The 25,300-nt window shown below is 33.7% G+C and carries 25 protein-coding genes and 1 pseudogene; 3 read left to right on the forward strand and 23 right to left on the reverse strand.

Annotated features, from left to right (window positions below; translation table 11 throughout):
• From IJI80_RS01285 to IJI80_RS01360, 16 genes and pseudogenes are all read right to left on the reverse strand, one after another.
• A pseudogene (locus tag IJI80_RS01285) lies at positions 1-686 on the reverse strand (V-type ATP synthase subunit A); the annotation flags it as partial.
• Positions 683-1,000 carry a V-type ATP synthase subunit F gene (locus IJI80_RS01290; RefSeq protein WP_292786807.1) on the reverse strand — a complete coding sequence of 106 codons (318 nt, stop codon included), beginning with the start codon at positions 998-1,000 and terminating at the stop codon, positions 683-685. The pseudogene IJI80_RS01285 and the gene IJI80_RS01290, both read right to left, overlap by 4 nt.
• Entirely contained in the window at positions 997-2,151 is a 1,155-nt protein-coding gene (locus IJI80_RS01295) for a V-type ATP synthase subunit C (RefSeq protein WP_292786810.1), read from the reverse strand. Before IJI80_RS01295 ends, IJI80_RS01290 begins: the two co-directional genes overlap by 4 nt.
• Before the next feature lie 12 nt (positions 2,152-2,163).
• A complete protein-coding gene (locus tag IJI80_RS01300; protein WP_292786813.1) occupies positions 2,164-2,844 on the reverse strand; it encodes a V-type proton ATPase subunit E in 681 nt (226 codons plus the stop codon).
• Positions 2,845-2,857: 13 nt separating this feature from the next.
• Complete coding sequence (locus tag IJI80_RS01305; RefSeq protein WP_292778590.1) at positions 2,858-3,343, reverse strand: V-type ATP synthase subunit K; 486 nt, start codon at positions 3,341-3,343, stop codon at positions 2,858-2,860.
• A gap of 246 nt (positions 3,344-3,589) precedes the next feature.
• A complete protein-coding gene (locus IJI80_RS01310; protein ID WP_292786816.1) occupies positions 3,590-5,596 on the reverse strand; it encodes a V-type ATP synthase subunit I in 2,007 nt (668 codons plus the stop codon).
• 9 nt (positions 5,597-5,605) lie between these two features.
• Positions 5,606-5,920 (reverse strand): ATP synthase archaeal subunit H, encoded by a 315-nt coding sequence (gene ahaH / locus IJI80_RS01315; protein WP_292786818.1) that lies wholly within the window; start codon positions 5,918-5,920, stop codon positions 5,606-5,608.
• Between the two features lie 376 nt (positions 5,921-6,296).
• Positions 6,297-6,644: a hypothetical protein gene (locus IJI80_RS01320; RefSeq protein ID WP_292786822.1), complete on the reverse strand. Its 348-nt coding sequence runs from the start codon at positions 6,642-6,644 to the stop codon at positions 6,297-6,299.
• A gap of 33 nt (positions 6,645-6,677) precedes the next feature.
• On the reverse strand, positions 6,678-7,184 hold the full coding sequence (locus tag IJI80_RS01325) for a nitroreductase family protein (protein WP_292786825.1): 507 nt from the start codon (positions 7,182-7,184) through the stop codon (positions 6,678-6,680).
• A gap of 37 nt (positions 7,185-7,221) precedes the next feature.
• Positions 7,222-8,064: a citryl-CoA lyase gene (locus IJI80_RS01330; protein ID WP_292786828.1), complete on the reverse strand. Its 843-nt coding sequence runs from the start codon at positions 8,062-8,064 to the stop codon at positions 7,222-7,224.
• A gap of 146 nt (positions 8,065-8,210) precedes the next feature.
• On the reverse strand, positions 8,211-9,095 hold the full coding sequence (locus IJI80_RS01335; RefSeq protein ID WP_292786830.1) for a fumarate hydratase: 885 nt from the start codon (positions 9,093-9,095) through the stop codon (positions 8,211-8,213).
• Positions 9,096-9,165: 70 nt separating this feature from the next.
• The gene (locus tag IJI80_RS01340; protein WP_292786905.1) at positions 9,166-10,041 is read right to left on the reverse strand and encodes a peptidase; all 876 of its coding nucleotides are present in this window, start codon (positions 10,039-10,041) and stop codon (positions 9,166-9,168) included.
• Between the two features lie 70 nt (positions 10,042-10,111).
• The gene (locus tag IJI80_RS01345; RefSeq protein WP_292786832.1) at positions 10,112-11,503 is read right to left on the reverse strand and encodes an MmgE/PrpD family protein; all 1,392 of its coding nucleotides are present in this window, start codon (positions 11,501-11,503) and stop codon (positions 10,112-10,114) included.
• 146 nt (positions 11,504-11,649) lie between these two features.
• Positions 11,650-12,903: a DUF3100 domain-containing protein gene (locus IJI80_RS01350; RefSeq protein WP_292786834.1), complete on the reverse strand. Its 1,254-nt coding sequence runs from the start codon at positions 12,901-12,903 to the stop codon at positions 11,650-11,652.
• Between the two features lie 434 nt (positions 12,904-13,337).
• A complete protein-coding gene (locus IJI80_RS01355) occupies positions 13,338-14,588 on the reverse strand; it encodes a DUF3100 domain-containing protein (protein WP_292786836.1) in 1,251 nt (416 codons plus the stop codon).
• Positions 14,589-15,079: 491 nt separating this feature from the next.
• Positions 15,080-16,342: a tRNA(Ile)(2)-agmatinylcytidine synthase gene (locus IJI80_RS01360; RefSeq protein WP_292786838.1), complete on the reverse strand. Its 1,263-nt coding sequence runs from the start codon at positions 16,340-16,342 to the stop codon at positions 15,080-15,082.
• 201 nt (positions 16,343-16,543) lie between these two features.
• On the opposite strand from IJI80_RS01360, the gene IJI80_RS01365 reads away from it, so the two are divergent.
• Both IJI80_RS01365 and IJI80_RS01370 read left to right on the forward strand, forming a co-directional pair.
• Entirely contained in the window at positions 16,544-17,521 is a 978-nt protein-coding gene (locus IJI80_RS01365; protein ID WP_292786908.1) for a transcriptional regulator, read from the forward strand.
• A gap of 45 nt (positions 17,522-17,566) precedes the next feature.
• Positions 17,567-17,734 carry a hypothetical protein gene (locus tag IJI80_RS01370; RefSeq protein WP_292786841.1) on the forward strand — a complete coding sequence of 56 codons (168 nt, stop codon included), beginning with the start codon at positions 17,567-17,569 and terminating at the stop codon, positions 17,732-17,734.
• Positions 17,735-17,763: 29 nt separating this feature from the next.
• Here IJI80_RS01370 and IJI80_RS01375 read toward each other — a convergent pair whose 3' ends face one another.
• The 6 genes from IJI80_RS01375 to IJI80_RS01400 all read right to left on the reverse strand — a co-directional run bounded on the left by IJI80_RS01375 (position 17,764) and on the right by IJI80_RS01400 (position 22,380).
• Complete coding sequence (locus IJI80_RS01375) at positions 17,764-18,192, reverse strand: nuclease (protein WP_292786844.1); 429 nt, start codon at positions 18,190-18,192, stop codon at positions 17,764-17,766.
• A gap of 71 nt (positions 18,193-18,263) precedes the next feature.
• On the reverse strand, positions 18,264-19,094 hold the full coding sequence (fdhD, locus tag IJI80_RS01380) for a formate dehydrogenase accessory sulfurtransferase FdhD (protein ID WP_292786846.1): 831 nt from the start codon (positions 19,092-19,094) through the stop codon (positions 18,264-18,266).
• A gap of 133 nt (positions 19,095-19,227) precedes the next feature.
• Positions 19,228-20,043, reverse strand: a complete 816-nt coding sequence (locus IJI80_RS01385; RefSeq protein ID WP_292786848.1) for a hypothetical protein — start codon at positions 20,041-20,043, stop codon at positions 19,228-19,230.
• A gap of 149 nt (positions 20,044-20,192) precedes the next feature.
• Complete coding sequence (locus IJI80_RS01390) at positions 20,193-21,287, reverse strand: radical SAM protein (RefSeq protein WP_292786850.1); 1,095 nt, start codon at positions 21,285-21,287, stop codon at positions 20,193-20,195.
• Positions 21,287-21,913, reverse strand: a complete 627-nt coding sequence (locus IJI80_RS01395) for a helix-turn-helix domain-containing protein (protein ID WP_292786852.1) — start codon at positions 21,911-21,913, stop codon at positions 21,287-21,289. The genes IJI80_RS01390 and IJI80_RS01395 overlap by 1 nt, the downstream gene beginning before the upstream one ends.
• 125 nt (positions 21,914-22,038) lie before the next feature.
• Positions 22,039-22,380 (reverse strand): heavy metal-binding domain-containing protein, encoded by a 342-nt coding sequence (locus tag IJI80_RS01400; protein ID WP_292786854.1) that lies wholly within the window; start codon positions 22,378-22,380, stop codon positions 22,039-22,041.
• Positions 22,381-22,747: 367 nt separating this feature from the next.
• Between IJI80_RS01400 and serA the strand changes: the two genes are divergently transcribed.
• Positions 22,748-24,322: a phosphoglycerate dehydrogenase gene (gene serA / locus IJI80_RS01405; protein ID WP_292786857.1), complete on the forward strand. Its 1,575-nt coding sequence runs from the start codon at positions 22,748-22,750 to the stop codon at positions 24,320-24,322.
• A gap of 146 nt (positions 24,323-24,468) precedes the next feature.
• On the opposite strand, the gene IJI80_RS01410 is transcribed toward serA, so the two are convergent.
• Positions 24,469-25,254 (reverse strand): Mov34/MPN/PAD-1 family protein, encoded by a 786-nt coding sequence (locus IJI80_RS01410; protein ID WP_292786860.1) that lies wholly within the window; start codon positions 25,252-25,254, stop codon positions 24,469-24,471.
• Positions 25,255-25,300: the final 46 nt, after the last annotated feature.

Genomic DNA, 25,300 nt, shown 5'->3' on the forward strand with positions numbered 1-25,300 from the left:
GCTGCTCCTCCTTTAGCTAAACAGAAGAAAGTGTCTTGTGCTCTTTGACCAGTAATAAGTGGAATATCTGGGTCCAATTTTTCTTTGTATGGACGACCTTTACGTACAGGCCATTTTTGTAACATTTGAATTTCTTCAATTCCATCATCAGTCTCAATTTCAGCAATAGTTTCAAGTACTGTGTATTCTGCTTGCGCAGCAATAGATTTAATGGTACCTTCAATCATTGGTGGAACCATAATTTTTTGTAAAACTGCAGATGTTTCTTGCACTTGTCCAAGTACATCTCCACCAACAACTTTGTCTCCTACTTTAGCAATAGGTTCGAAAGTCCATTTTTTCTCTTTGTCAATAGAATCTACATCAATACCTCTAGCAATATAATCACCAGAAATACCTTTAATAACTTCTAAAGGTCTTTGAATTCCATCAAAAATGGAACCCATTACACCAGGTCCAAGCTCTACAGATAATGGACCTCCAGTACTTTCCACTTTTTCGCCAGGTTTTACCCCAGCAGTTTCTTCGTAAACTTGAATGGTAGCGGTGTCACCTTCTAGCTCAATAATCTCACCGATAAGCTTAGCTTCACCTACTCTTACCACTTCATACATTTGAGTTCCTCTCATCCCATCTGCGACGATAACAGGACCTGCAATTTTAATAATATTTCCTTCATTAATCATTTAACCATCTCTACCCCGATAACTCTCTTAATAAGAGCTGCCATTTGATCGGCACCGCCTTCAGATGAACCAGATTTATCTGGTATCTCAATAACCATTGGTAACACATCAGAACCAAGACGTTTATGAATATGTTCTCTTATGTTATCAGCTATCTTTTGTGTAATTATAATAATTGAAATTTCATCGTTTAATAACTCATCAAGAGCATTTTTAGCTTCTTCATCATTATTTACAATAATACCTTTTTTAACTCCACCAAGTTTAAAACCAGTGACAGTATCGATATCTCCAATAATAGCGACATCACTCATACTAACATCTCCCTAATTTTAGATATTGGGAAGTCTTCTTCTCTTTTAGCTCTTGCAATAACTTTTAAGTTTTTAACTTCAACTTCTTTTTGGGACAAGAATCCTATTATAGGTCCAATACCTAAAGGTTTTTTCATGGAATAGGATTTTGCAGAGTCGACTAAAAACTTGTCTAAAGCTTGCTCAAAGAGAGCTACAGATCCAGTTTCATTGTATTCAGGAAGCACATCAGTAAGTACCTCAGAGTATTTTGTTCCTTCTAAAGAGGAAATTACTCCAGTAACATCTTCTGCTTCCATAAGATCTTTAAGCTTCCATTCTCTTAATTGATATCCACTATCAATCATGTATGGACTGATAGCATCATAATCTAATCCATCAACTTTTGCTCTCAATATTAATTTAATGTTAGCTACATCAACTTGATTTCCAACGTATGAATAGAGAATTTGTTTGTTTTCATCAGATGGTGTTTCTGAGGAAGCGAGCAATTTATCTAAATAATATTTATCTAATGCAGATTCCAAAGGAAGGACCATACCTGTTTTTTCATATTCAGGAAGCACTTCTTCTAAAATCGGTGCATACTCAGTTCCATCTAATCCTGCAACAACATCTGTTACAGTGTCAACATCAGTTAAACGTTGTAAATCTTCATATAAAGAACCAGTAGGAACTAAAAGTTCTTCAGTAGCTTCTTGGCTTAATCCTGCTTCTTTAGCAGTCATTAAGCTTTTAATATTAGCAATGTCAGATTTCTTTGCCATTACTTTAAATGAAGATTGAATTTCTTTAGGAGCCATTCTTGAAACTAAATCGTAAGTTTCACCAAGTTGAATATCTAATGCCTTTTCAAGTGTATAATTATCTAAGTATTCAGCATAGTCAGGAGATCCTCTGAGATAGTTAGTAATTTCCTCAACATTGTTTGCTTCAACAAGTTCGGAAATTTGTTTGTCATCAAATAATCTTCCTTTTCTTGCTCTTACTCTCGCATTAGGATGAAGATATGGATAAACATCTAAAATTGGTCTAGTTGCAACAATTACAATAATTGCACCAATAACTACAAATGCTAAAAGAACTATTGCTAAAAATGCCTCATTAGAAAGTCCTAAGGAACTTATGATTGTAGCAATTTCATCAGCCATAATTCATCTCTCCTAATCAAATAAAGTTTTTGCAACTTCTGAACGTAATGATTTCTTAAATCTTAACATTCTAGATTCAATAGTGTTATTAACTTGAATTTCACCATTTCTTGTTCTTAATATAGCTCCACCAATAGTGTCGATAGGTTCGCCAATTTCTAAAGTAGTTTCAACATCAGTTTCTTGGGAAACTTCTGTAGCGATTGCACTAAGATCAGAAGGTTTTTCACGTTTAATTAAAGCTTTAATTAATCCGACAATAGTTTCCAATTTATCTTGGACTTTTGGAATGTCTTCTTCTTTTAATAAAACGATTAAATCTCCGCCACCAATTTCTACAGCTGCTTCTTTAATCATTTCAACTAAAGCATCCACATATTCTGAATCATTGGTATTTGCCATATTTGTTAAATCTTCAGTAGCTTTACTGAAAGCTTCTTCGATTACTTCTTCTTTTGCCCCTAATTCTGCCCTACGAGCATTCATTTTAGCTTCAGAAATAATTTGTTGATATCTCATTTCAGCTTGCTTTGCAGCATCTTCTGAGATTTTAACTTTGGTAGCTTCAGCTCTTTTTTCACCATCAGCTAAAATAGCATCAACTTTCACTTGAGCTTCACTTTTATTTACATCAGCTTTTGCTTGAGCATCAGACATTATGTTAGAGACAATTTTGTCTGCTCCAGAGCTCATATAACTGACCTCCTTAACCTAATATTCCACCGAATACCATAAGTAAGATAGCAATCAAGAAACCGTAAATAGCTTGAGTTTCTGGTAATGCGGAGAAGATAATACCTCTTGCAAACATGTCGGTATCTTCAACGATAGCGCCAACAGAGGAAGCTGCTGCCATACCTTGTCCCATACCGGAACCTAAACCTGCAAATCCGATAGATGCACCTACACCAATAGCTACAATACCTGCAGTAGTGGAAAGACCTTCTCCTCCACCTAATAATCCTGAGAATACAAGTAATAAGATAGCAATCAAGAATCCGTAAATAGCCTGAGTTTCTGGTAATGCTGAGAAAATAATACCTCTAGCAAACATGTCGTTATCTTCTGCTACAGCTCCAACAGATCCAGCTGCTGCCATACCTTGTCCTAAACCGGAACCTAAACCAGCAAAACCAATTGCTACACCAGCACCAATTGCTGCTAAAGCAGTACCTAAAGCAATTTCTACCATATAATATATCTCCTTAAATTGATTTGTTAAATAAATTTTTTAATATAATTTTTATTATATTTCAATAGAACGCAAAGTTCTTGTTAAAAGAACATCATTTTATAATAATTGTCATTCGACATTTTTATAAGCATAAAGTTCTTGTTTTCAATTATGAATTTTCATAATTTCCTTAAATATAAAATCACATTTCCAATAATCTCACATTTAAGCATTGAATTATAAAACTATAAATTTAAATTTTGTCTATTTCTTAATTTTTGTAAATTGTCTTTTAGCTTTAAAAGCTTCAAATGAATGTTTTCCACCCATATAGAATTGAGCAAAGAACTCTACATAGTTAAGACGCAAAGCGTTAACACCAGCACCTAATACTTGGAAAAGGAAGTTAGCAATATGTCCACCGATGAAGATGATAATAGCTAAAACGATACCTACAAATGGAATCATGTCATTTACCATATTGGTCAAGATGTTTACAGTCATTGCAATACCACCAGTAGCTAAACAAAGAGCTAAAAGACGAGCATATGAAAGTACATCTCCCATAAATCCGAATACATCCATAAGTCCGAAAGCACCGTTTGTCCAGAAGAGTATACCAAGAGCAGCAACAATTAATATTGCACCTAATGCCATACCGATCATTCCAAATGCTGGGAACAAGAATCCTAAAATCAATAAGACAATACCGAGTTCAAATATGAACCAAACGATTTGAGAACCAAGAGCCTCTTTTTTATCTCCATATCTAATATTATCGATTGCACCTAAGATGAAACCTAAGTTAGTGTAGATTACACCAATCACAATAGCAATAACCAAGATGGTTGCCGGATATTTGAATGCATTAATTGAATCGATAACTGTAGGAAGAGCAGGTCCCCAACCTAATATTCTAGTCCATAGGTCCCCGAGTAAACCATTGGTAACCAGACCTAAAATAATAGCCCATACACCACTTGCTATGATGATTAATCCACCATCATGCATGGTTCTATTGACTTTACCCATTCCTCTGTATAAAATGAAACCTATAATTGCAACCAAAAGACCATAACCTGCATCGGTTAAACAGAAACCGAAGAAGAAAGGATATGTAAGAGCTACAAATAAAGTAGGGTCAATTTCATTGTATTTCAATGGGGAATACATTTCAACTAACAATTCATAAGGTTTTGCATATGCATTGTTTTGCTGCAATACAGGAACGTCTTCTGCATTGTCTGGAACTTCCTCAACTTCCATGATTGCATGGCCTTCAGTTGCGGTCTCAATAATGCTTTGAGCTTTTTCCACATCTTTTTCAGGTACCCATGCCTCAAAGACATAAGTCTTGTCAGTTTCAGCAAAACCAGCGAAAACCTCATTCTTATCTTTCTCATTTTCTAATTGTTCTTTTAAAGCAAGAACTTCATCATCCCATTTTTCCGCTACAACTTTCAATTCAGCTTTAGCTTGGGATCTTTCACTTTCGATAGCTTGGAGTCTGGATTCAGAAGAGGAAATAAGACTATCCGGTCTTCCTTCTAAATCTTCAGTTTCAAACTTCTCGAATTCATTTTTCCTAAGTAAGGTATAGATATCATCCTTATACTCATTAGCAACGACGACAACCATGATATAATATTCTTTTTCCTCGTCTGGAACTAATTCATAGAAGAGATCATCTGTAATCTTACTGTATTCATCTTTGAATTTCTGAGCTGACTCAGCAGTGATCCTACCAACAATGGTAGAAGTGTACTTGGAATCGCTTAATAGACCTAAGTCCATATCCAAAGGTTTTAGCTTTTGAGCCAAGGCCTTATTAGATTCAAGCTTACTCTCTTCACTGTCTAGTGCGGCTAACTTATTTTCAATACCTTTTGTTTCACCTTCAACCTGGCTTAATGTTGATTCTGCATAAGCTATCAAGCTTTCAGTATCAACATCCTCGACTTCTTTTGGAACTGGAAGGTCTGGACTGATAAATGACATTATCAGTTCCTTCATGCTTCGATCCTCAGACAAGGCATCTCCAAGCAAATCGGAAATACCACTTGTCTTCATGAGAAGTGAAGATAACTTACCGGTGTGGGGTGTAACTTTTGAAGGTTTCAAAAGTTCTGCTAGCTTAGGATCTTGCTGAATACGTTCAGAAATATCATTTATTTGAACAATACCCTCGTCGTGAAGTGCACTGACCGTAGGACCAGCGTATTTGTCCAAAGTTATAACATTAAGCTTACGCATTCTCGCAGTTCTAAACATTATCTCACACTATAAAATATTTTTAACAATAATTGAAGCAGCTTCATCTATATTTTTTCTAGCGTCATTTTTGATGCTTTCAACATCTTTTTCTGCTTGAGAAGTAATAGATTCAGCTTCTTTCTTTGCATTTTCTTCTGCATTAAAAACAGTAGATTGAGCTTCTTCGCTAGCTTCATTCTTAGCAAGTTCAATCATTTCATTAGCTTTAACAGTAGCTTCATCAATCATAGCTTTTGCATCGACTGTTGATTGTTCTACTAAGGAATCAGCATCGCTTTCAGCTTTTTTTATTTGGGTAATAGCTTCTGATATCCCTGCCATAATAAATCACCATGGTACTATTATTTCTATTTTTGTTAATATATATATTTTATTAAAATATTTTAATAATATAATATAATAATGAAATTATAACGACATTATAAAATTAAATTTCTTTAAAAAATTTGAAATGAATTTCAATGAATATTTAGAGAAAATTGAAAAATATATTAAAAAAAAATTAAACTGATTAAAATTGATAAAAATCCGAATAAAACTTTTAAAACAAAGATATGAAAAATAAAAAAATAGCTTTCATGAAAAAAACTTGAAATTTCATGAAAGGGAAATAATGAAATTTAAAAATAAAATAAAAAATGAATAAAAAAATAACTAATTTTAAAAAGATAGAAAAAAATTAAAAAATAAATTTTAATTATTTGTGGAATAATCTTAAGAAAGATTTAGGTAATTTTCCAAGATATGCTGCAACTGCTATTACAAGCAAAACAATACCAAATATAATGAAAATGAGATTATATGGCATCAATAGGAAAGTAATACCCACCAAAACAAAAATTAACCCATCAATCAAGATAGCTGCCTTAGTCCAGCTAGGTTCAAATACAGACATTGCAAGTGTCCATCCAACTACAATTAGCACAACACTTGAAGCAATGATATCATAAGTAACTGGGTTTGCATCAACATAATTCCATAATCCCAAAACCATTAGGATCACTGAAAAAGCAAGTAGGATAATTGATTTTTTTGTAATTCTCATAGTATCATCTTAAATCGTTTTAAATAAATATAATTATTTGTAAATGACCAATTCCTCAATAGATTTTCTAGGAGTGTCTCTTGGCTCTGCATTTCCATAACCTAAAGGAGTGAATAATACAGGTTCCCATTCATCATCCAAATCAAGGAATTCCCTTGCAAGATCAGGCTTGAAGTTAGCAATGAAACATGTGTTTAAACCTAAATCCTCAGCTGCAAGAATCATATGTGTCATTACGATGGTAGCATCAATGTCAGCTATGTTCTTGTTGTCGAATTTTCTAGTCCATGCCTGTTCATTTGAAGCAACTACACAAAGGACTATTGGTGCTTCTGTAAACCATTCTGGTGGATAGATAGCATTCAATTCCTCTTTATGCTTTTTAGCATCAATCACAATAACCTTAAAAGGCTGGAAATTAACTCCAGTTGGAGCAAGTTGAGCAGATTTCAATATCTTATCCAATTTTTCTTGCTCCACTTCCTTATCTTCAAAGCCTCTCATACTGTATCTTTGTTCAATTACATCAAAAAATTCCATGTTTATTTCTCCATAAGTAATAGGATAATTATTATAATTATTCTTCATTAATTTCTCTATTTTTAAAACCTTCATAAACGATATCTTCCAAATCACAGAAGCGTCTGAACTTCTCTTCCTCTTCCATTTCCTCATATGCATGAGCTACAAGTCCAGGAAGTCTTCCAATCATGAAAATGCCCAAACCTAAAGAGCTGTCAAATCCTAAATCAGAAAGCAATCCTGCATTGACACCATCAACATTCAAGCAAATTCCTTTCTTTTCAGAGAGTATGCTCTCGATTACAAGAGCCAACTTTGTATGTGGGCCAATAGCTGATTCTAAAATGGCTAAATCAAGTAATTTCACTGCACGAGGGTCCTTATCATGATACCTATGACCATAGCCAGGTACCCTTTTGGATTCGGATTGATACTTATCAACAATTTCAATAGCTTTCGCTGCTATTTTCCTGTTTACATCCTCATCTGCAGTTTCCTCAAGGTTCAATGAACTGATTGATTCCTGGAATAATTCCATAGCCTTTTCAATAGCTCCTGCATGGTTTTTGCCAAAGGACAGCAATCCTCCTGCAACAGCATTGTTGATATTTGCACCGGATGATGCTATCAGTCTTGCAGACTGTGTACTTGGAGGAGTTACACCATGATCGCAAAATGAAACAAGAATATGGTTGAAGATCTTGGATTCCCTTTCATCAGGCAATCTTTCTCTAAGAAGCAAGAATACCATTTCTGCAAAGCTAAGATTTGTGATTAAATCTTCCTGATTATAACCTCTAGTAACCAATTCATTAGGCTTTACATCAGTAATCTTAGTTTTTATGCTGTGTTCAGGGAATTTAAAACCATTCTTGCCAGGTTTTGGATTATCGTTCATAATATTCTCCTTAAATATCGTAAATAATCTATATAATCTAATAATCATAGTCTAATAATCATTAGTCTAATAATCAATAATCTTAATTAAACTTGATATAATATAATTTTTTCTAATATTTAATTCTAATTTAGTTAACTCGCATACTAAAATTCAAAGCTTGAAACTCTTGGCTCTACAAAACATGCCGGCCTTGCTGCTACAATTCTCACTCCACTTGCCCTTTGAGAGCCAATATTTACAAAAGAGCCAAGTACGGTGGTTTTACCACCAAGTCCTAAAGGACCGATATCTGTTTTGTTCAACTCTTCAGCAATGTAATTTTCTATTTCAGATTGATTGTTCAAATTGCCATGAGCCAATGCTCTTAGCATCAATGCATTTGCTTCAAAGTGGGTTCTCCCAACTCCAATAGCTGGAATTGATGGAGTGCAACCTAACATAGCCAATGATTCCTTTAGCCAATCTAAAGCTTCGCCAAAGACTATATTTGAGTCTCTTTTATGGAAAACCCTGTAGGTTTTTGCCCTTATTTCAGGACCTCCACCTTCCAATAGAATTGTGATTCTTATCTTATCATCATCCACACCAATCAGTCTTCCATAAGTGGATTCGTCTTTCTCTTCAATTAAAAAGGAAGCAGGCTTCATCATATTAGATTCATTGTATAAACCTTGTGATTGCTCAATGCGTTCCATATCATTTCCTTTAACTGCCATTGGCCTTCCTGGAAGCTTATCAAGTCCTTGTGAAATGCCAATATTGATTTCATTGAAAAATCCTTTAGGAATTTCCCTTTCCTTTCCTATTTCAATCAATACATGTGGAATTCCGGTATCATCACATAATGGAAGCTTCTTATCATTAGCTACCTTAAAGTTTTCAATCATCTGTTCCAAGGCCCAAACTGCATTTTCATTGTTTAACTCCTTTTCCAACTTTAGAGCCTTTTCATAAGCGGATAGCCTGTCTTCACTATAGGAACTTCCTGCATTTACAACTGCATCTTGAACCTTTTCAATCAAATCCATAATATCAACAATAATCTTAATTTGAAAAAATCAAAAAAACCATTTAAATGACTAAATCACAATAATTTTTTTATAATTTGCTCATTATAGCATCCGGATAATGCCTTTCAATTAAATCTCTAATCAACGCCACTTGCTTAGCTCTCTGACGAGCTTCCTTCTCAGTTGTGTCCCAACTATGATGCTTTGCAACAGATCCTCCTGTCTTCAAATAGACTGGACTTGCCACCTTAATCATTTCAGGAACTTCATAATGACGAATGAATCCTCCTGTTGACTTTGGATTTTCAGTATGGATATCAATTGGAATATCTATTGCATCACGCAATGATGCCAACATTGGAATCTGAAGGTCTCTTACAGGATTAAGTGAGTTCAATCCAATTGATTCAAAGAGTTTGGCTGAAGCAGGATTGGAACAGCCTGCATGAGCAGACAACTTAAACAGTAAGTCTTTAGGAAGTTCTCCTGCATCTCTCATTTTAGAAAGAGCATAAAGCAATCCTTCATCATATAATAAGATACCTCTAACTCCCAAATCAACTGCTCTTTTAACATCTTCAATAGCATAAACAAGGTTATTGTAACCTCTTAACCTATATCCTATACGTTTTCCCTCTTCAGTTTGAACAGTAGCGCTTGTATCATAAGGAGCCCTTGGACCAACTGCTAAAAACAATTGCATATTTGCATCTTGAGCCAAATCAACCATTTTGCTTATTTCATCATCCAATAGGAACATGATTCCTTTGGTTTGAGTGGCTCTATGAATTGTTAAGTCATAATCATTGGAAGCCTCTAAAAGAGATTCAAGTGCAGAAGGACCTTGTATTCCTGGAACTTCAAATCTATATTGTCCTCCATCTTCAAATCTCTTTTTGGATACATAATCATCATGTATTTCATTGATTCCTAACTTTTCCAATGATTTTTTAGTTTCATCCATCATAAAAATCACTTTTTATAATTCATTATTTGATAATATTTAATTAATACCATTTTTAAATCAAAAAATTTTAATCTAATAAATCCAATTCTTCAAAAACTTCTTGAATTGAATAATCTTCCATGTGTTTTATTATTTGTAACTTATTCCTATTAAACTTAAGATTTAAAAGTTTGAATTTCTCTAAAACATCTTCTTCTTTTAAAGGATTTTCCACTTCTCCCAATGGATAAAAAGTGGTTTCCTCCAAGATTTCATATGAATCATCACTGAAATTTATAGTTACTTTAGATGGTCTTTTTTCTGGAGTCATTTGATTCAATTCTTCATTATTTTTGATATTGGTCTTTCTTACAATTTCTCTTATCTTCAAAATGTCCTTATCAGATGATTTTTCATCAAAAAGGCCATTGTCAATCAATTCATCAATTGAATCCAAACTCAAATCATCTACAACCAATGCAATGGCTACTGCATAAGGCAATGATTGCTTTAAGTCCTGTTCATTTTTAGGATTATAATTGTCATGCTCACTTGCAATCTTATATGTTTCTATATCAATTGAAGAGATGTCTGAATAGTCAATTTCCAAATTATTCAACTCGTCCTTTAAAGTTAAAGTTGAATCAATTGCTGAATGAATATGTCTGCAGAATGGATATTTCTTTAAATAGACATTGTTTATATGGAATTTGTTTAAATTCATATCAATGAACTGGGATAATTTTGAATCATCAGAATGCCTATCAAATAAATCTGAAGCCATAGATTTTATGAATCCTTCCTTTCCATCAATTAATGATTCCCCACCTGTAAATCCATTTTTAGCAAGATATGTTGACAAGATTCCATTGTAAACTGCATTTCCAACATGCAATGATTTTCCCATTGTTCCTGCATGATCTGCTTCAAGAAGTCCTGAAGACTGGGTTGCACATAAACCTAAACAATGTTCTGTTTTCTCCTTATCCAATCTTAAAAGCTTTGATGCAACTGCTCCAGCAGCAAATGCGCCTATTGTTCCAGTGCTATGAAATCCCTGATTTCTATGATCTGGATTGACGAGCATTCCAAGAGCAATGGCTATTTCATATCCTCCAATAACAGCTTCAAGAAACTCTTCAGATGTGAGGTCCAAGTCCAAATTCCTATCTGATATCAATGCCAAAACTGTTGAAAAGACAACTGACCCAGGATGCAATTGTGCCCATCTATGGCCATCATCCAAATCCAAGCTATGTGAAGCAATTCCATTGATGAATCCTTTATTTAATGAATTAAAATCATTGCCGTATAATTCATAAATGGTTTTAATTGCTATTTTGGCATTTTCACTCTCCAATCCTCTTAGATAAACTGCCAAATAGTCAATGAAACATAATTTAGCCTTTTCAATAGCTTCTTTAGGAATATCATCATAACTTAAATTAACCAGATATTCAGACAATTGATTAATAATCATAATCTTATTTTTATAATTACTATATAATAAATTGATACAATATTAAAAAAAAAGAAACAAAAAAGTATTTGAAAAATTTAAAGATTTAAAGATTAAAAAAATATTAATTGTTAAAAATTATAAAAAAATTTAAAAAAAGAATTTAATTATACCATTCCTGTAGCCACTAAAGTTATATGAGCAATAGCTGCAGAACAAAGGTAAGTTCCTGAAATCACAATTAATGTAATGACGATTCCTTTCCAACCGATCTTCTTGAACTCTTCCCAATCGTTACCGATTGCAATACCCACATAAGCCAAGAATGCAGTACAAATTGTAGTCAATTCAATTTGGGAAACATAACTAACTATAAAGTCAGCAGTTGGAACACCAGGAATAGCTACAAAAATACCGATTAAACTTATGTAAATGATTGCTTGGATATTCCATGGAATAAGCCTTTCAAGAGACATACCTATGATTGTAATGAGTGAAATCAAAAGCATTCCAATGAACGCATCAATGATTGAAGTATGGAATCCTATGAAATTACCTACAGCCACGATAAATGAAAACAATACCAAGAATGTTGCCCATCTTTCAAGCTTACCTACAGTCAATTCCTCTGTAGTTGCATACTTATCATGCTTTACCTCTTCAATAGCATAATCATCATCAATGCTTATTTTCTCCTCATGCCCTAATATATGAGGAGCTAGCCAATCATACATTCTTTCTGCAAGAGGCAAAGAAACGAAAATGCACATATAAATACCGAAACAGAATGAAAGAAGGTTACTGCATCCGGCAAAAGCTTCCAATTGAGTAGCCATTGATGGGAACATATGCATCAATGGAGCGAGAGCCGCAGCATTCATACTTGCACTTCCTACCCCTGAAGCCATAGCGTAAGCATATGGGTGCATAGGAATGAGTGAAGCGCTGATACTTGATAAAAAGCTGATGAATGGAGTACCAAGAATGGATCCGATAACAAAAACAGCTAAAACTCCACGAGTCTCTGGGGATTTGAAACCATACTTATCGATAATGACACCTAAGTTAGGTTCACGGCAGATTGAACTGGTCATACCTATAACTTCCCTTCTGAAACCGAAAAGCAGTGCAATAGGCAATGCCAAAAGGGTGCCTAGATTACCTATTTGCTGCAAGATCAAAGCAGGACCCACTTGGAAAATACTGGATATCGCTTGACCACTTGAAATAGCCAATTTGGTGATTAATACACCGATGAATAAAACCATAGCCCCTTCAGCTACCTTGGATTGCTTAGGACCAACAAACTTAATAGGCTTTGCGAGATAAAGAGCCAATCCTAAAACAAGTGCATAGATTAAAGGCAATAATAAAACACTGATGGTATCGGTTATCTTTATTTCCTTAACTCCAATGAACATGGAAATAATAACTAAAATAAATACGACAATATGTAAATTATACTCCTTCCATGGAGGTCTCTTCTTTATCGCCCCATCAGTTTTTTCCCTAAAAGGGTGTTGTTGACCGTCAGTAATAAAATCCCGCCTTAATTTAATGTATACATTTAAACTTTACATAGTAAATAAGTTTATGATTAAAGATTATAAGTTTATTATTTATAAACTAATCTATTTAATTTTTAAAAATTATAAATCATGATAAATTATTGCTAAATTAGTTAAAATTTTTAAAAAATAATCAGTTAATTAAAAAATTTATGAAAAAACTTACAAAAATGAGAAAAATTTTGAAAAAATTAAAAAATAATTTAAAAAAAAGAAAAAGGAATCTTTTAAATCATCCCTGTTAATAATAAGACTGCATTTGCAATGAAAAAAGAAAAAGGAATCTTTTAAATCATCCCTGTTAATAATAAGACTGCATTTGCAATGCTTGCAGAACCAAGGTAAGTTCCAGTAATTACAATCATGGCAATAATGATTCCTTTCCAACCGATCTTCTTGAACTCTTCCCAATCGTTACCGATTGCAATACCGACATAAGCCAGGAATGCTGTACAGATTGTAGTCAATTCAATTTGGGAAACGTAATGAACCATAAAGTCAGCAGTAGGAACACCTGGAATAGCCACTATAATCCCAATTAAGCTTATGTAAATGATAGATTGGATATTCCATGGAATAATCCTTTCAAGAGACATTCCGATAATTGTAATAAGTGAAATCAAAAGCATTCCAATGAACACATCGCTTATTGGAGTTTTATATCCTACGAAATTTCCAATAGCAACAATAAATGAAAATATTACAAGGAATGTAGCCCATCTTTTAAGCTTACCTGAACTTAAATCCTCTGAAGCGGCATACTTATCATCCTTTACCCCTTCAATTGCATACTCATCGTCAATGGTATGTCCATCATCTTTTCCTATTATTGGGGATAGCCATTTATACATTCTTTCTGCAATAGGCAAGGAAATGAAAATACACATGTAAATTCCTAAACAGAATGAAAGGATATTACTGCATCCTGCAAAAGCCTCTAATTGAGTAGCCATTGCTGGATAAGTATGCACTAATGGAACCAATGCAGCGGCATTCATACTTGCACTGCCAATACCTGATGCCATTGCAAAGGCATATGGATGGAATGGTATGAGTGAAACGCATATGCTTGAGAGGAAACTGATAAAAGGAGTGCCTATAATTGATCCAATTACAAAAATAGCCAAAACACCCCGAGTCTCTGGGGATTTGAAACCATATTTGTCAATGATAACTCCCAAGTTAGGTTCACGGCAAATGGAACTTGCCATACCTATAACTTCCCTTCTAAATCCTAAAAGCAAAGCTACAGGCAGTGCTATAAGAGTACCTAAATCACCTAAAAGCTGTAAAATCAAAGCAGGACCTACATCAAAGATGATATCAATTGATTGCCCACTTGAAATGGCTAATTTAGCAATTAGAACACCTATGAATAAAACCATAGCACCTTCAGCTACCTTAGATTGCTTACTGCCTACAAACTTAATAGGTTTTGCCAAATAAAGACCCAATCCCATAACTAATGCATAGATCAATGGCAATAGCAAAACGCTGATAGTATCTGTTATCTTAATCTCTTTTACTCCAATGAACATGGAAATAATAACTAAAATAAATACGACAATATGTAAATTATACTCCTTCCATGGAGGTCTCTTCTTTATCGCCCTATCAGTTTTTTCCCTAAATGGATGTGAAGATTGATCTGTAATAAAATCACTCCCAATATATAATGATATTTTCTAATTTAAAAAAAGTATTTTAATTCTAGTTTTTAGTTTATTACTTATAAACTAATCTATTTTTTCCTCAAAAATGATAAATAATGATTAATAGTGATAAATAATGACAAATATGGCATAACTAGGTTAAATAAAGACAATACATCCAAATTAATTAAATTAGAACAATGAACAATATTATTTAAAAAAATTAAAAAATAGCCAAAAAATGAATGAAATAATTTAAAAAAAATAAAAATAAATGGCCAAAAACTGAATGAAATAATTTAAAAAAAATAAAAATAAATGGCCAAAAACTGAATGAAATAATTTAAAAAATTAAAAGAAAATAAGAAAAATAAGAATTATTCCAAATTCATGCGAATCAAAGGCTTGGACAAATGACGTCTTGCTGAGACGGGAGTTTCATAGAACTTGCCATTGATTAAGGTTCTTTCAACCTTTTCAGCAATCTTTTCATCTGATTCTATCCTGTTTCCACAGCTTTTGCACTTGAATCCTTTTCCTTTTCCTGCAGAAGTCATTCTTTTTCCACATTGACAAATAGGATTCCTATAGATGAATTCATTTAGCTTAATTAGTTGAAACTTTTCAATGTTGAAAGTGTTCTGTTCACCAATTCCACCATATAGTTCAATTTCGTCTCCTGTTCTCAATTTAGCTACAATTTTTCTAAAGCTCTTGGTTGGCTCATATGCTGCACACTCAATCTCACCGGATTCATCATATAATGTAAAGAACATGTGCCCTCCTTCAATTATATGTGGCTTGTCCTTTACAGTGCCTTTAATCCTATAGCAGGAATACTGTTTCATATCACTAATCTTATCTGCATTTTGAATGTGCATATCAGTATGCTGATTGGTTTTAAAAATGCATGAATCAACAATTTCCTCATTTGGAATGACAATTTCTCTTGCAGTTTCCAGAACTTCCGGACTGTTGGATCTGATTCCATACAAAACAGGGCATGGAGTTTTAGGTTCAATTGCCAAATACTTGCCATCAATGTTTTCAAAGGTTTCCGGATAAGTCTCCTTATCCATTCTAACTACAGAATCATAATCAATATTCCTTTTTGTACCATATCTTGATGGATGCCTATATGCCAATAGCTCATAGGTATAGTCTTCAAGAGGACATGAAATAGCTGCGATTGAACCGATTATTCCTCTTCCCTTCTTGAACTTGTGAATTTCAGCACCTATACGGTTTGCAAATTCCTCTGCATCTTCAATGGTGATTATTGAATAGATTGCCTTAAATGCATAATCAATCATCTCTTCAGTGATTTCACCTTGATAGAAAACAACTCCAGGATTGGTATTGTCACAATCAAACATTGAAAGCTCTGATACATACTTAAGGACAATTTCCTTTGCCAAATCAATGTCCTGATCCAGACCCAACTTGAATGACACTCCCCCATTTCCTCTTGTCTTGAATCTTGCAAAAGGGTTTAGGCGAATCAATCTTGGATGGCCAATAATCTCTATACCATTGTTCCTGAATTCATTCAGGATAGTTGATGCGAGAAATGTTGTGCACATTCCATCTGGAGAGTCTGTATCATCGATTCCAATATAAAAATAATCCATATAAATCACTGAAATTCCACTATGATTAATTAAAATTTAGTTAAGCGATTAAAGATTAACTATTAATAATCAAAAATCTAAAAAATTAAATAGTCAATTTTATATTAATCTTAAAAGATAATAATATTATTAAAATTTATTAAAACTAATTAATAAAAATTTTCTTAAAAATTCAAAATACTATCCAAAAAACGAGGCAATCCTATGGCAATAACAAATAGGAATCAATTAATACGAGAAGTTTATCAACTGCTAAACAAAGAGGGCTTTGAAACATCAAACATCTATGAACAAAGCTGCTTTGATATAGTGGCTCGTAAGAAATTGCTAATTCTACTTTTAAAAGTCCTCGTGAATATCGATAGTATAAATGAGTCTCATGTAGAGGAGATTAGACAAATCTCCAACGTTTTCTTAGCAAGCCCAATCATTGTGGGAGTCAAATCCAAAAACCATATCCTTGAAGAGGATGTTGTCTATGAAAGGCATGGGCTTCCTGCAATTGGCCTTGAAACCTTGAAGAACATGATTGTCTATGACGAATATCCTGAAATTCTTGCAGACCGTGGAGGATATTATGTTCAAATCAATGGAAATGTATTGAAGGAATACAGAGAGGAATACAACTTATCTTTGAAGGATTTAGCTGATTTGGCACATGTTTCAAGAGCTACCATGTACAAGTATGAAAATGGAATGGTGAGAGCAAACACTGAAACTGCAATGCTTCTTGAAGAGATTCTAAACACTAAGATCACTCTTGACATTGACCTTTTTGAACCTTATCAGGAAGACATTAAGTTAAAGGCAGATACAAGCAACCTAAATCAAACCCAAGGAACAAATGCTCAAAACTTGGCAAAATTAGGTTTTGGTGTGGTTTCAACCAATAAGAGTCCATTCGATGCACTTGCTAAAGCTGAAATAGCTACAAGAAAGAAAGAGCAAACACCACTCATAGCTAACTTGAATGTTCAGGATGAGCAGAATACAAAAACATTGAAGAAAATGGCAATCAGCTTAAAGGACCTTTCTCTTGTAACCTCTTCAGACCCATTCTTTGTGCTTAAGGATGATAAAATCAAGGATTCAATTGATGGAATTCCAGTTATAAAATCATGGGAAATGAAAGAAGTTGAGAATTCCAAGGAGTTCTTAAGGTTGATTAGAGAAAGAAGAAACAATTAATTAAATTTTTTATTTGAATTAAAATTATCAAATTTAGGTGAAAATATGGATTTTCAAAAAAATAGAGGATTGATCATTCTTATTATTGCATTGATATTAGCAGGTATTTTAACTTTTTATGTTGGAGTAAAGAATCCAATTATTTTAGGATTAGGCATTCTTGCAATAATTGTAATCGCAATTAACATTTATCTTGAAAAGATTAGAAAATAAATATTTTAAAAAAAAGAAAAATTGAGGAATTAAGCTTCCTCTTCAATATCACATGGCTTGATCCACTCTTCTTCACCATTCACCAAGGTTTGAATTGCATCAATAATGCAATGTGGATTCCAGCCAACAACTGCATCTGCTTTTTCCACTATCTCTTCAACAACGTATTCCACACCAAAGGAACGGACAAAAAGCAATGGAATATCATATTCCTGTGATTTGTCAATCAATTCATCACACATGTCCTTGTTTTGATGATAAAGACCATACAACAATACAATCACATCTATTTTTTCAAACAAGTCATCATTCAACTCATTGTCTTGAGTATTGTATTCATTCCATTTGAACTCCTTTTGACTGTTTATCCTTTCCTTATAAAATTCATATTCATTATAGGAATCAATTCCCTTACTTATAAGAAGATTATAAACCTTATTTTGATTTTCACTTGACATAAAATCACTTTATTGAATCAATATAAAATTATAACAATAGTTATATAATAGCTTAAAAAATATAAAAAGAATCATTTATCCAAATTGATTCTTTCTGTTGCAGTGTAAAGGTTAAATCTGTCACCACGTACAAAACCAACCATAGTGATGTTTCCCTTTTCTGCAATGTCATAACCGGATCCTGCAGGAGCTGCATTTGAAACCAATATAGGAATACCTACCCTAACGACTTTTATTAGCATGTCTGCAGGCATTCTTCCACTATAGCACACATAACATTTGGATAAGTCAAATCCAGCCTTAGCTGCTGCACCGATTACCTTATCAACAGCCACATGACGACTTACATCCTCACGGGTAATGAACTGGTCTCCATAAACCAATTGTGCAACATGAACACTACCAGTCTCTTGCCATATTTCCGCCTTGGCTGTAAGCCGTTTCATGTTTTCTATAATTTCTGTTGCATTGACAACTAAATCAGATTCAACTGGTTCAACTGTTTTAAGTTCACTTCTCCATCCCCCTGCACTATCAGACATCACTCCCTGATATTCCAAGAGTCTGCAGGCACAGGCATGTTTAGCTCCACCTTCCTTTTCCTGAACCAAATCATCACTTTCAAGGTCAATTTCTGGAGTATGCATATTGACAGTTTTGATGATGACCTTCTTGTCATCGATTTCGATGCTTACAATCTCATCAACAGATTTGATCAATCCGTCACCTAAGCAATATCCGACGGCGAAATCATCCAAATCTGCAGGATATGTGGAAAATTTACGTGGTTGGAGGAAGTCAATATAGAAATATATGTTTTCATCCTCAACAGTCTCTTCCTCTACCTTTTCATATTTTCCATTTTCCCATCTGATTGCAGGAATCTTTTTAATGAACTCCATATGCCTCACCTAAAAAAATAAAAATCTAAATAATTATCTTAATTTTAATTTTATCAATATCAATTTCTTAATTTCAATAATTTCTTAATTTTACAATATAAGTTATAACAATAGTTATATTTATAAATTTATATTAAATCCTGTCTAAAATGCTGAATGTTTCCTCTGCCTCTCTTTCACTTGCAATGCCGACAGCGACCATATCTGCAAAATCCAAAGTGTTTAGGAAATTGAAAGCTTCCTCTGGTCTTTGAATTCCAACTGCAAGAATCTTATTGATGATTACCTTTTTGTCAATTTTATCAAGCATTCCTTTCAATTCTTCCTGCTTATCAGACCTGAAATCAGGAACATCCATCATGTATCCAAGCTTGTTTACTGGAATCATGTAAAAGTCAAACAAGCTTTTATCTTCAAGAATAGGTGAATCAATTAATTCTTCACTTGTTTTGAAAGGAAAAGAAGTGATTATTCCAGATGGAATTCCAGTGCCATTGATTTCATCCAATATCTCAGTTATGAAATCCCAGTCATATGTGTCTATAAGGAACTCATCAACAAGCATCACAGAGTTGTCGAATTGAGCAAGATTTTCAATGTCTTCCTTCCAAGTAGCTTCCATTCTTGCCTGTTCATAATTAGGGAAAACATAATCCACGTCTGTTTTTCCAATTGTGGAAACTGATTGCATTTCAACTCCATTGTCACAAGCCATTTTGAATGCCTTAAGGAGACTCTCATTGTTTGCCAAATTAATGGATCTTACTCCACATTCATATGATTTTTCAATTATCTTGCTTACATTGTTAGGGTTTCTAAGCAAGTCTAAATTATATAAACGAGTCCTATGGCCAAAATAGGCATCTGCAAGAAACGGAGCATTTCCCAAAACTACACGAGGGATTGATTTTCCTTTAAATTCTAAATCTTCATTAAAAATAATAAACACAACCTAATGAAATTGATAATAAATTTATAACTTAAAATAATTTAAATCTAAATAAAATTTTAATTGAAATAATTATTATATTTATCGAAAAATAGCTAAAAATAGATAGATTAAAAAAAATTAAAAAAAAATATTAAAAATTTAAAAGATCATTCATTTAATATTCTTTCCACTTCGTCCTTGTGCTCGAACAATACGCAGCCACCTTCATGGTCATCCAAAAGGATACCACCATCACGAAGTGAGCGGAACAATTTTGAATCCAATGCTTCAAGAAGTGAACTGTCTCTAACATTAATATCAGAATACGGAGAAGCAGGACAAGGTTCAGCATCACCATGGGAATTTATATGGAAAAATCCTCTTCCTGCAGCCAAGCATCCTCCAGATGTCTTTTCATCTCCAGGGAATGATAAGAACAGCATGTCATCATACTCTTTTCTAAGAAGTTCAATCTCATCTAAAAGCAAATCCCTTTCATCATCACCAGGAGCCAGTTCAACAGTATCCTCATTTACTGGAACATATTCAATGAAAAATATCACTTTGCATCCAAAATCCCTTAACTGATTGATATATTCTCTTGAAAGCAGATTGGATAAGTTTCCTTTTGTAAATGTAAGTGAAGCTCCGAAAATTATATTGTTCTTTTTCATCTGTTCCATTGAATTCAATAGCTGATTGTAAACACCTTCTCCTCTTCTAAGGTCAGTTACCTCTTCGTCTCCTTCAATGGAAAAGATAGGAACGAGGTTTCTGTTTTCATCAAACAACTTTAAGTAATCATTATTCAACAGGGTTCCATTTGTAAAGATTGGGAATAGGATCTCTGGAAAATTACTTGCTTTTATGATAACGTCTTCTCTTATCATTGGCTCTCCACCAGCAAGAACGATAAAGCTTATTCCAAGGTCTTTTGCTTGAGTAAAGATATCTTCCCATTCCTCTCCGCTTAATTGATTGAATGGTTCATTGTCATGGCATGCATCATTCGCTCTTGAATAACATCCGGTGCAATGCAAATTGCAGCTGCTTGTAATACTTGCAATTAGGAAAATAGGAATATGCTGACCTTCTTTGCTATAGTTTTCCCTAATGGATGTAGCCTTTCTTGTATGCTTTGCAAATTTAGCTAAAAACAAGCTTTCCTTAGGGTTCTTGAAAGTAGCCTTAATTGCATCCTTAACAATTATTTCTGCTCCTTCAGCAAGATATTCCTCTAAATTAAAATTTTCCTCACTCATCATTTCACCTTCACACAATCCAATAGGAAGTTTGCATGCTCTTCCGCTTCCTCAAAGAAATTTTCTAATGTACTTTCTGGAATATCATCATATTTTGCACATATTTCAAGAAGCAAATAAATTGGAAAACTATAATATTCTTTAGCTAAAAGTTCAGGATTGCAATCTTCTCTAATAATACCATTTTCCTTTAAAATACTGAAGAATCCTTTCCAAAATATCAATGGCTTGACAAGAATCTCATCCTGGAAAAAGAGCCTTATCTTATCATTATGATTCATCTGTATAAAGATTAATTTCCAAATCTTTAGATTTCTCTCCTCGCTGAACATTGCCTTGATGGCTTCAGAACCCATATGATAAAATAGTTCGGGATTTTCAATTAGTATGTCATTGTCTTCACTTAAGAGCAAATCATTGTTATTTAACAATTCATCATATTCAAAAAGGTTTCTCAAGTAGTCAAATATATCCATCAATATTGCTTCCTTAGATGAATAGTGACTGTATATTGAACTTTTCCTAATTCCCACTTCCTCTGCAATCTCTCTAAGTGAAACAGAATCATAACCTTTTTTTGAAAACAGGTCTAAAGACACATCAAATATCTTTTCTTTAGTGTTCATATTACCTACCTACCGTTCGGTAGTTATATATTTTGAAGTGATTACTTATAAATTTAATGATTTGAAAAAAGCTTTAAGAAAAGATGAAAAAAGTTAAAGAATTATAAAAAAAGATAAAAAGAGAATTAATCCTCTTTTTCAATTACAACAGCAGTACCATATGCTAAAACTTCTTGCATGTTTTGGGAAATGCTGTCTGAATCCATTCTCATGGTGATGATTGCATTTGCACCTAATTCCTTAGCGTGTTGAATGCAACGATTAATTGATTCATCTCTGGATTCTTCCATCATTGAAACGTATTGCTTGATTTCTCCACCTAACAATCCTTTCAATCCTGCACCAATGTCTCCACCAATACCACGTGCACGTACGGTCAAGCCGTATACGAATCCTTTTTCTTCTACAATCTTGTATCCCGGAATATGATCTGAACTTGCAATTGGAAATTCTTCAATACTTACCATTTTAAAACCTCACATTATTTTTCTAGATTAACCGAAGTTAACTTATAATACTATAGAGTCATTAAATATATAAATCTTATTAATGAAATTTGAATGCTGAGATTTGAAGTAAATTAAAATGAATGAAAAAACACATAAAGAATTGGAAAAGATACAAATGAAAATGAACCTAGTTTACAAATGTTTTAAATATTATGTAAACAATACATAATATATTATAAGGTACTTCGTATGAAACCCTATAAAATATATTTTCCAAAAACTAGATTTACTATTCTGCGAAGTACCTTTATAATTATCATTAATTTTAATCTCAATCAATATATTAAAATTACATAATTTATTTCAAATAAAAAACGGTGAAATAATGAAAGCATTAGTCGCAGATGCAATAAATGAAAAAGGTATTGAAAACTTAAAAGAAGTTTGTGAAGTTGTAGTGGATACAAGCATTACCCCTGAAGAGTTACTTGAAACCATTGGTGAATATGATGCAATTCTCATAAGAAGCAGAACCAAATTGCCTGCTGAAGTCATTGAAAAGGCAGACAATCTTAAGATCATTGCAAGAGCAGGTGTAGGTGTAGACAACGTTGACGTAAATGCAGCTACCCAAAAAGGTATTATGGTAGTTAATGCACCTGAATCTACTTCAATCACTGTAGCAGAACACACAATGGGACTCATCTTAAGCACTATCCGTAAAATAGCTATTGCTGACAAGTCAACCAAAGCAGGAAAATGGGAGAAAAAGGCATTCATGGGTATGGAACTTAGAAACAAGACCCTTGGTGTAATTGGTATGGGAAGAATCGGATCCCAAGTTGTAAACAGATGTAAGGCATTTGAAATGGATGCAATTGCATACGACCCATATTTACCTCCTGAAGTTGCTAAAAACATGGGCGTTGAATTATACGAAAACATTGAAGATGTATTGACCAGAGCAGATGTAATTACAATTCACGTTCCACTCACTCCTGAAACTGAACACTCAATTTCAACTGAACAATTCAAATTGATGAAAGACACTGCACTTATCTTCAACTGTGCACGTGGAGGAATCATTGACGAAGATGCATTATACGATGCATTGGTAAATGGAGAAATCCTCGGAGCAGGGCTTGATGTATACGAAGAGGAACCTGCAAAAGAAAACAAATTGTTCGAATTGGACAATATAGTATGTACTCCTCACATTGCAGCATCCACCAAAGAGGCACAAAGGGATGCAGCTATCATTGTAGCAAATGAAGTAATTACCTTATTCAAAGGAGACATGCCTAAAAACGTAATCAACATGCCTCGTATGAACAACAGCGAATTTGAAGAAACCAACAATTACTTAGAACTTTGTGAAAAATTAGGAAGCTTCATTTCCCAATCTGCAAGCAGCCCAATCAAAAAATTGGAAATCACTTACAAAGGTGAAATCGCTAAACTTCCAAATAGGGAATTGTTCACAAGAACCATCTTGCAAGGTATCTTAAACCCAATCACTGAAACTGCAGTAAACGCTGTAAACGCAACCACTGTTGCAAAATCAAGAGGAATCAGCATCACTGAAGCTGTAAGCGATGACAGCGAAGGTTACGAAACCATGATTAAGGTTACTGCAAAAACCAAAGCAGGTCAAATGTCTGCAGACGGTACCTACTTGCACGAACCTAAGATCATTAAGGTCAATGGCTACTGGGTAGATGTAAAACCTGAAGGAAACATGTTCATTGCAAAATACAAGGATATCCCAGGCAGTATTGGTGCAATCGGTACCAAGTTCGGTGAACAGAACATCAACATCGGTATCATGCAAGTTGGAAGAGACTCCTCCGGTGGAGAAGCTATCATGATTCTCACTTTAGATGAACCGGCTACTAAAGAAGCTGTTGAAGAGATTAAACAATTAGAAAACGTTTATGATGCAACCAGCTTAACACTTTAAGTGGAATATTAAAAAACAGTTCAATTAGAATTCATTGGAATTCTAATCTTTTTTTCTTTTTTTAAAATTTTAAAAATAGCAATTAAATCTTATTTTCTTTTTATAAAAATTAATAAAAATAAAGATAAATTTTTTTTGACTTGTGATTACTCATCATCCTCTTCGAGGAATTTATTTGAAACTCCTTTTAAAATAGGCTTTCCATCTCTGAATTCTATTACAAGACCTAATTTAGGACTTTGACCATTGATGCGCTCTCCACCTATTTCAACAACAGTCGGATTCAAGTCAATAGCTCCCAAATCCTCATCGGAAATGTTGTATGAATCATAAGAATCAGTAAATTCATGTGAATACTTATTGGTCTTTTCCCTATCATCATCGAAGTAGGATAAATCCTTATCCAAATCAAAGAATGAAGGACTAAGGTCTTTACCATCCATTTCATCAATCTCTTCCTTGATTTGCTTTAAGTCCTCAAGCATCAAATCCTTGTTCTCATCCCTAAAGCTTCCAACTTCAAAGCCAACTGGCTCTCCATAAGCGTTATAAGCTTTCATAGTCTCTAAACTGTATGGTTCACAGACAATCATGTGGAATGGACCGTGCTTTGAGAATGTTATCAAATCTGCATGGGAAGGATTTGCATTGTTCCCTGGATGGGAATGTACAGAACCCCATTTTTTCTGATTAGGTGGGATCATCCAGTCATTAAAGCTTGCGCTTGTATGGGACCTTTCACCTGGCAAGAACAATAATCCAGTGATATATAGAACATTATCCTTAACATGCCCGTCAAGCATTGCTAAAAATTCATTGGGATATGATTTTTTAGAATAGAACACTACAGAATCAATCACTCCCTGATCAACACAGACCTTCTTGAATTGATTCCTTTCATTCATTTTAGATACCAAATCTTCAAATCCCATAATATCACTTCAAATCATTAAAAAAATAGTTAGCATAATAATTGAA

It is taken from the genome of Methanobrevibacter sp. (genome assembly GCF_017432245.1).
Classification (GTDB): domain Archaea; phylum Methanobacteriota; class Methanobacteria; order Methanobacteriales; family Methanobacteriaceae; genus Methanobrevibacter.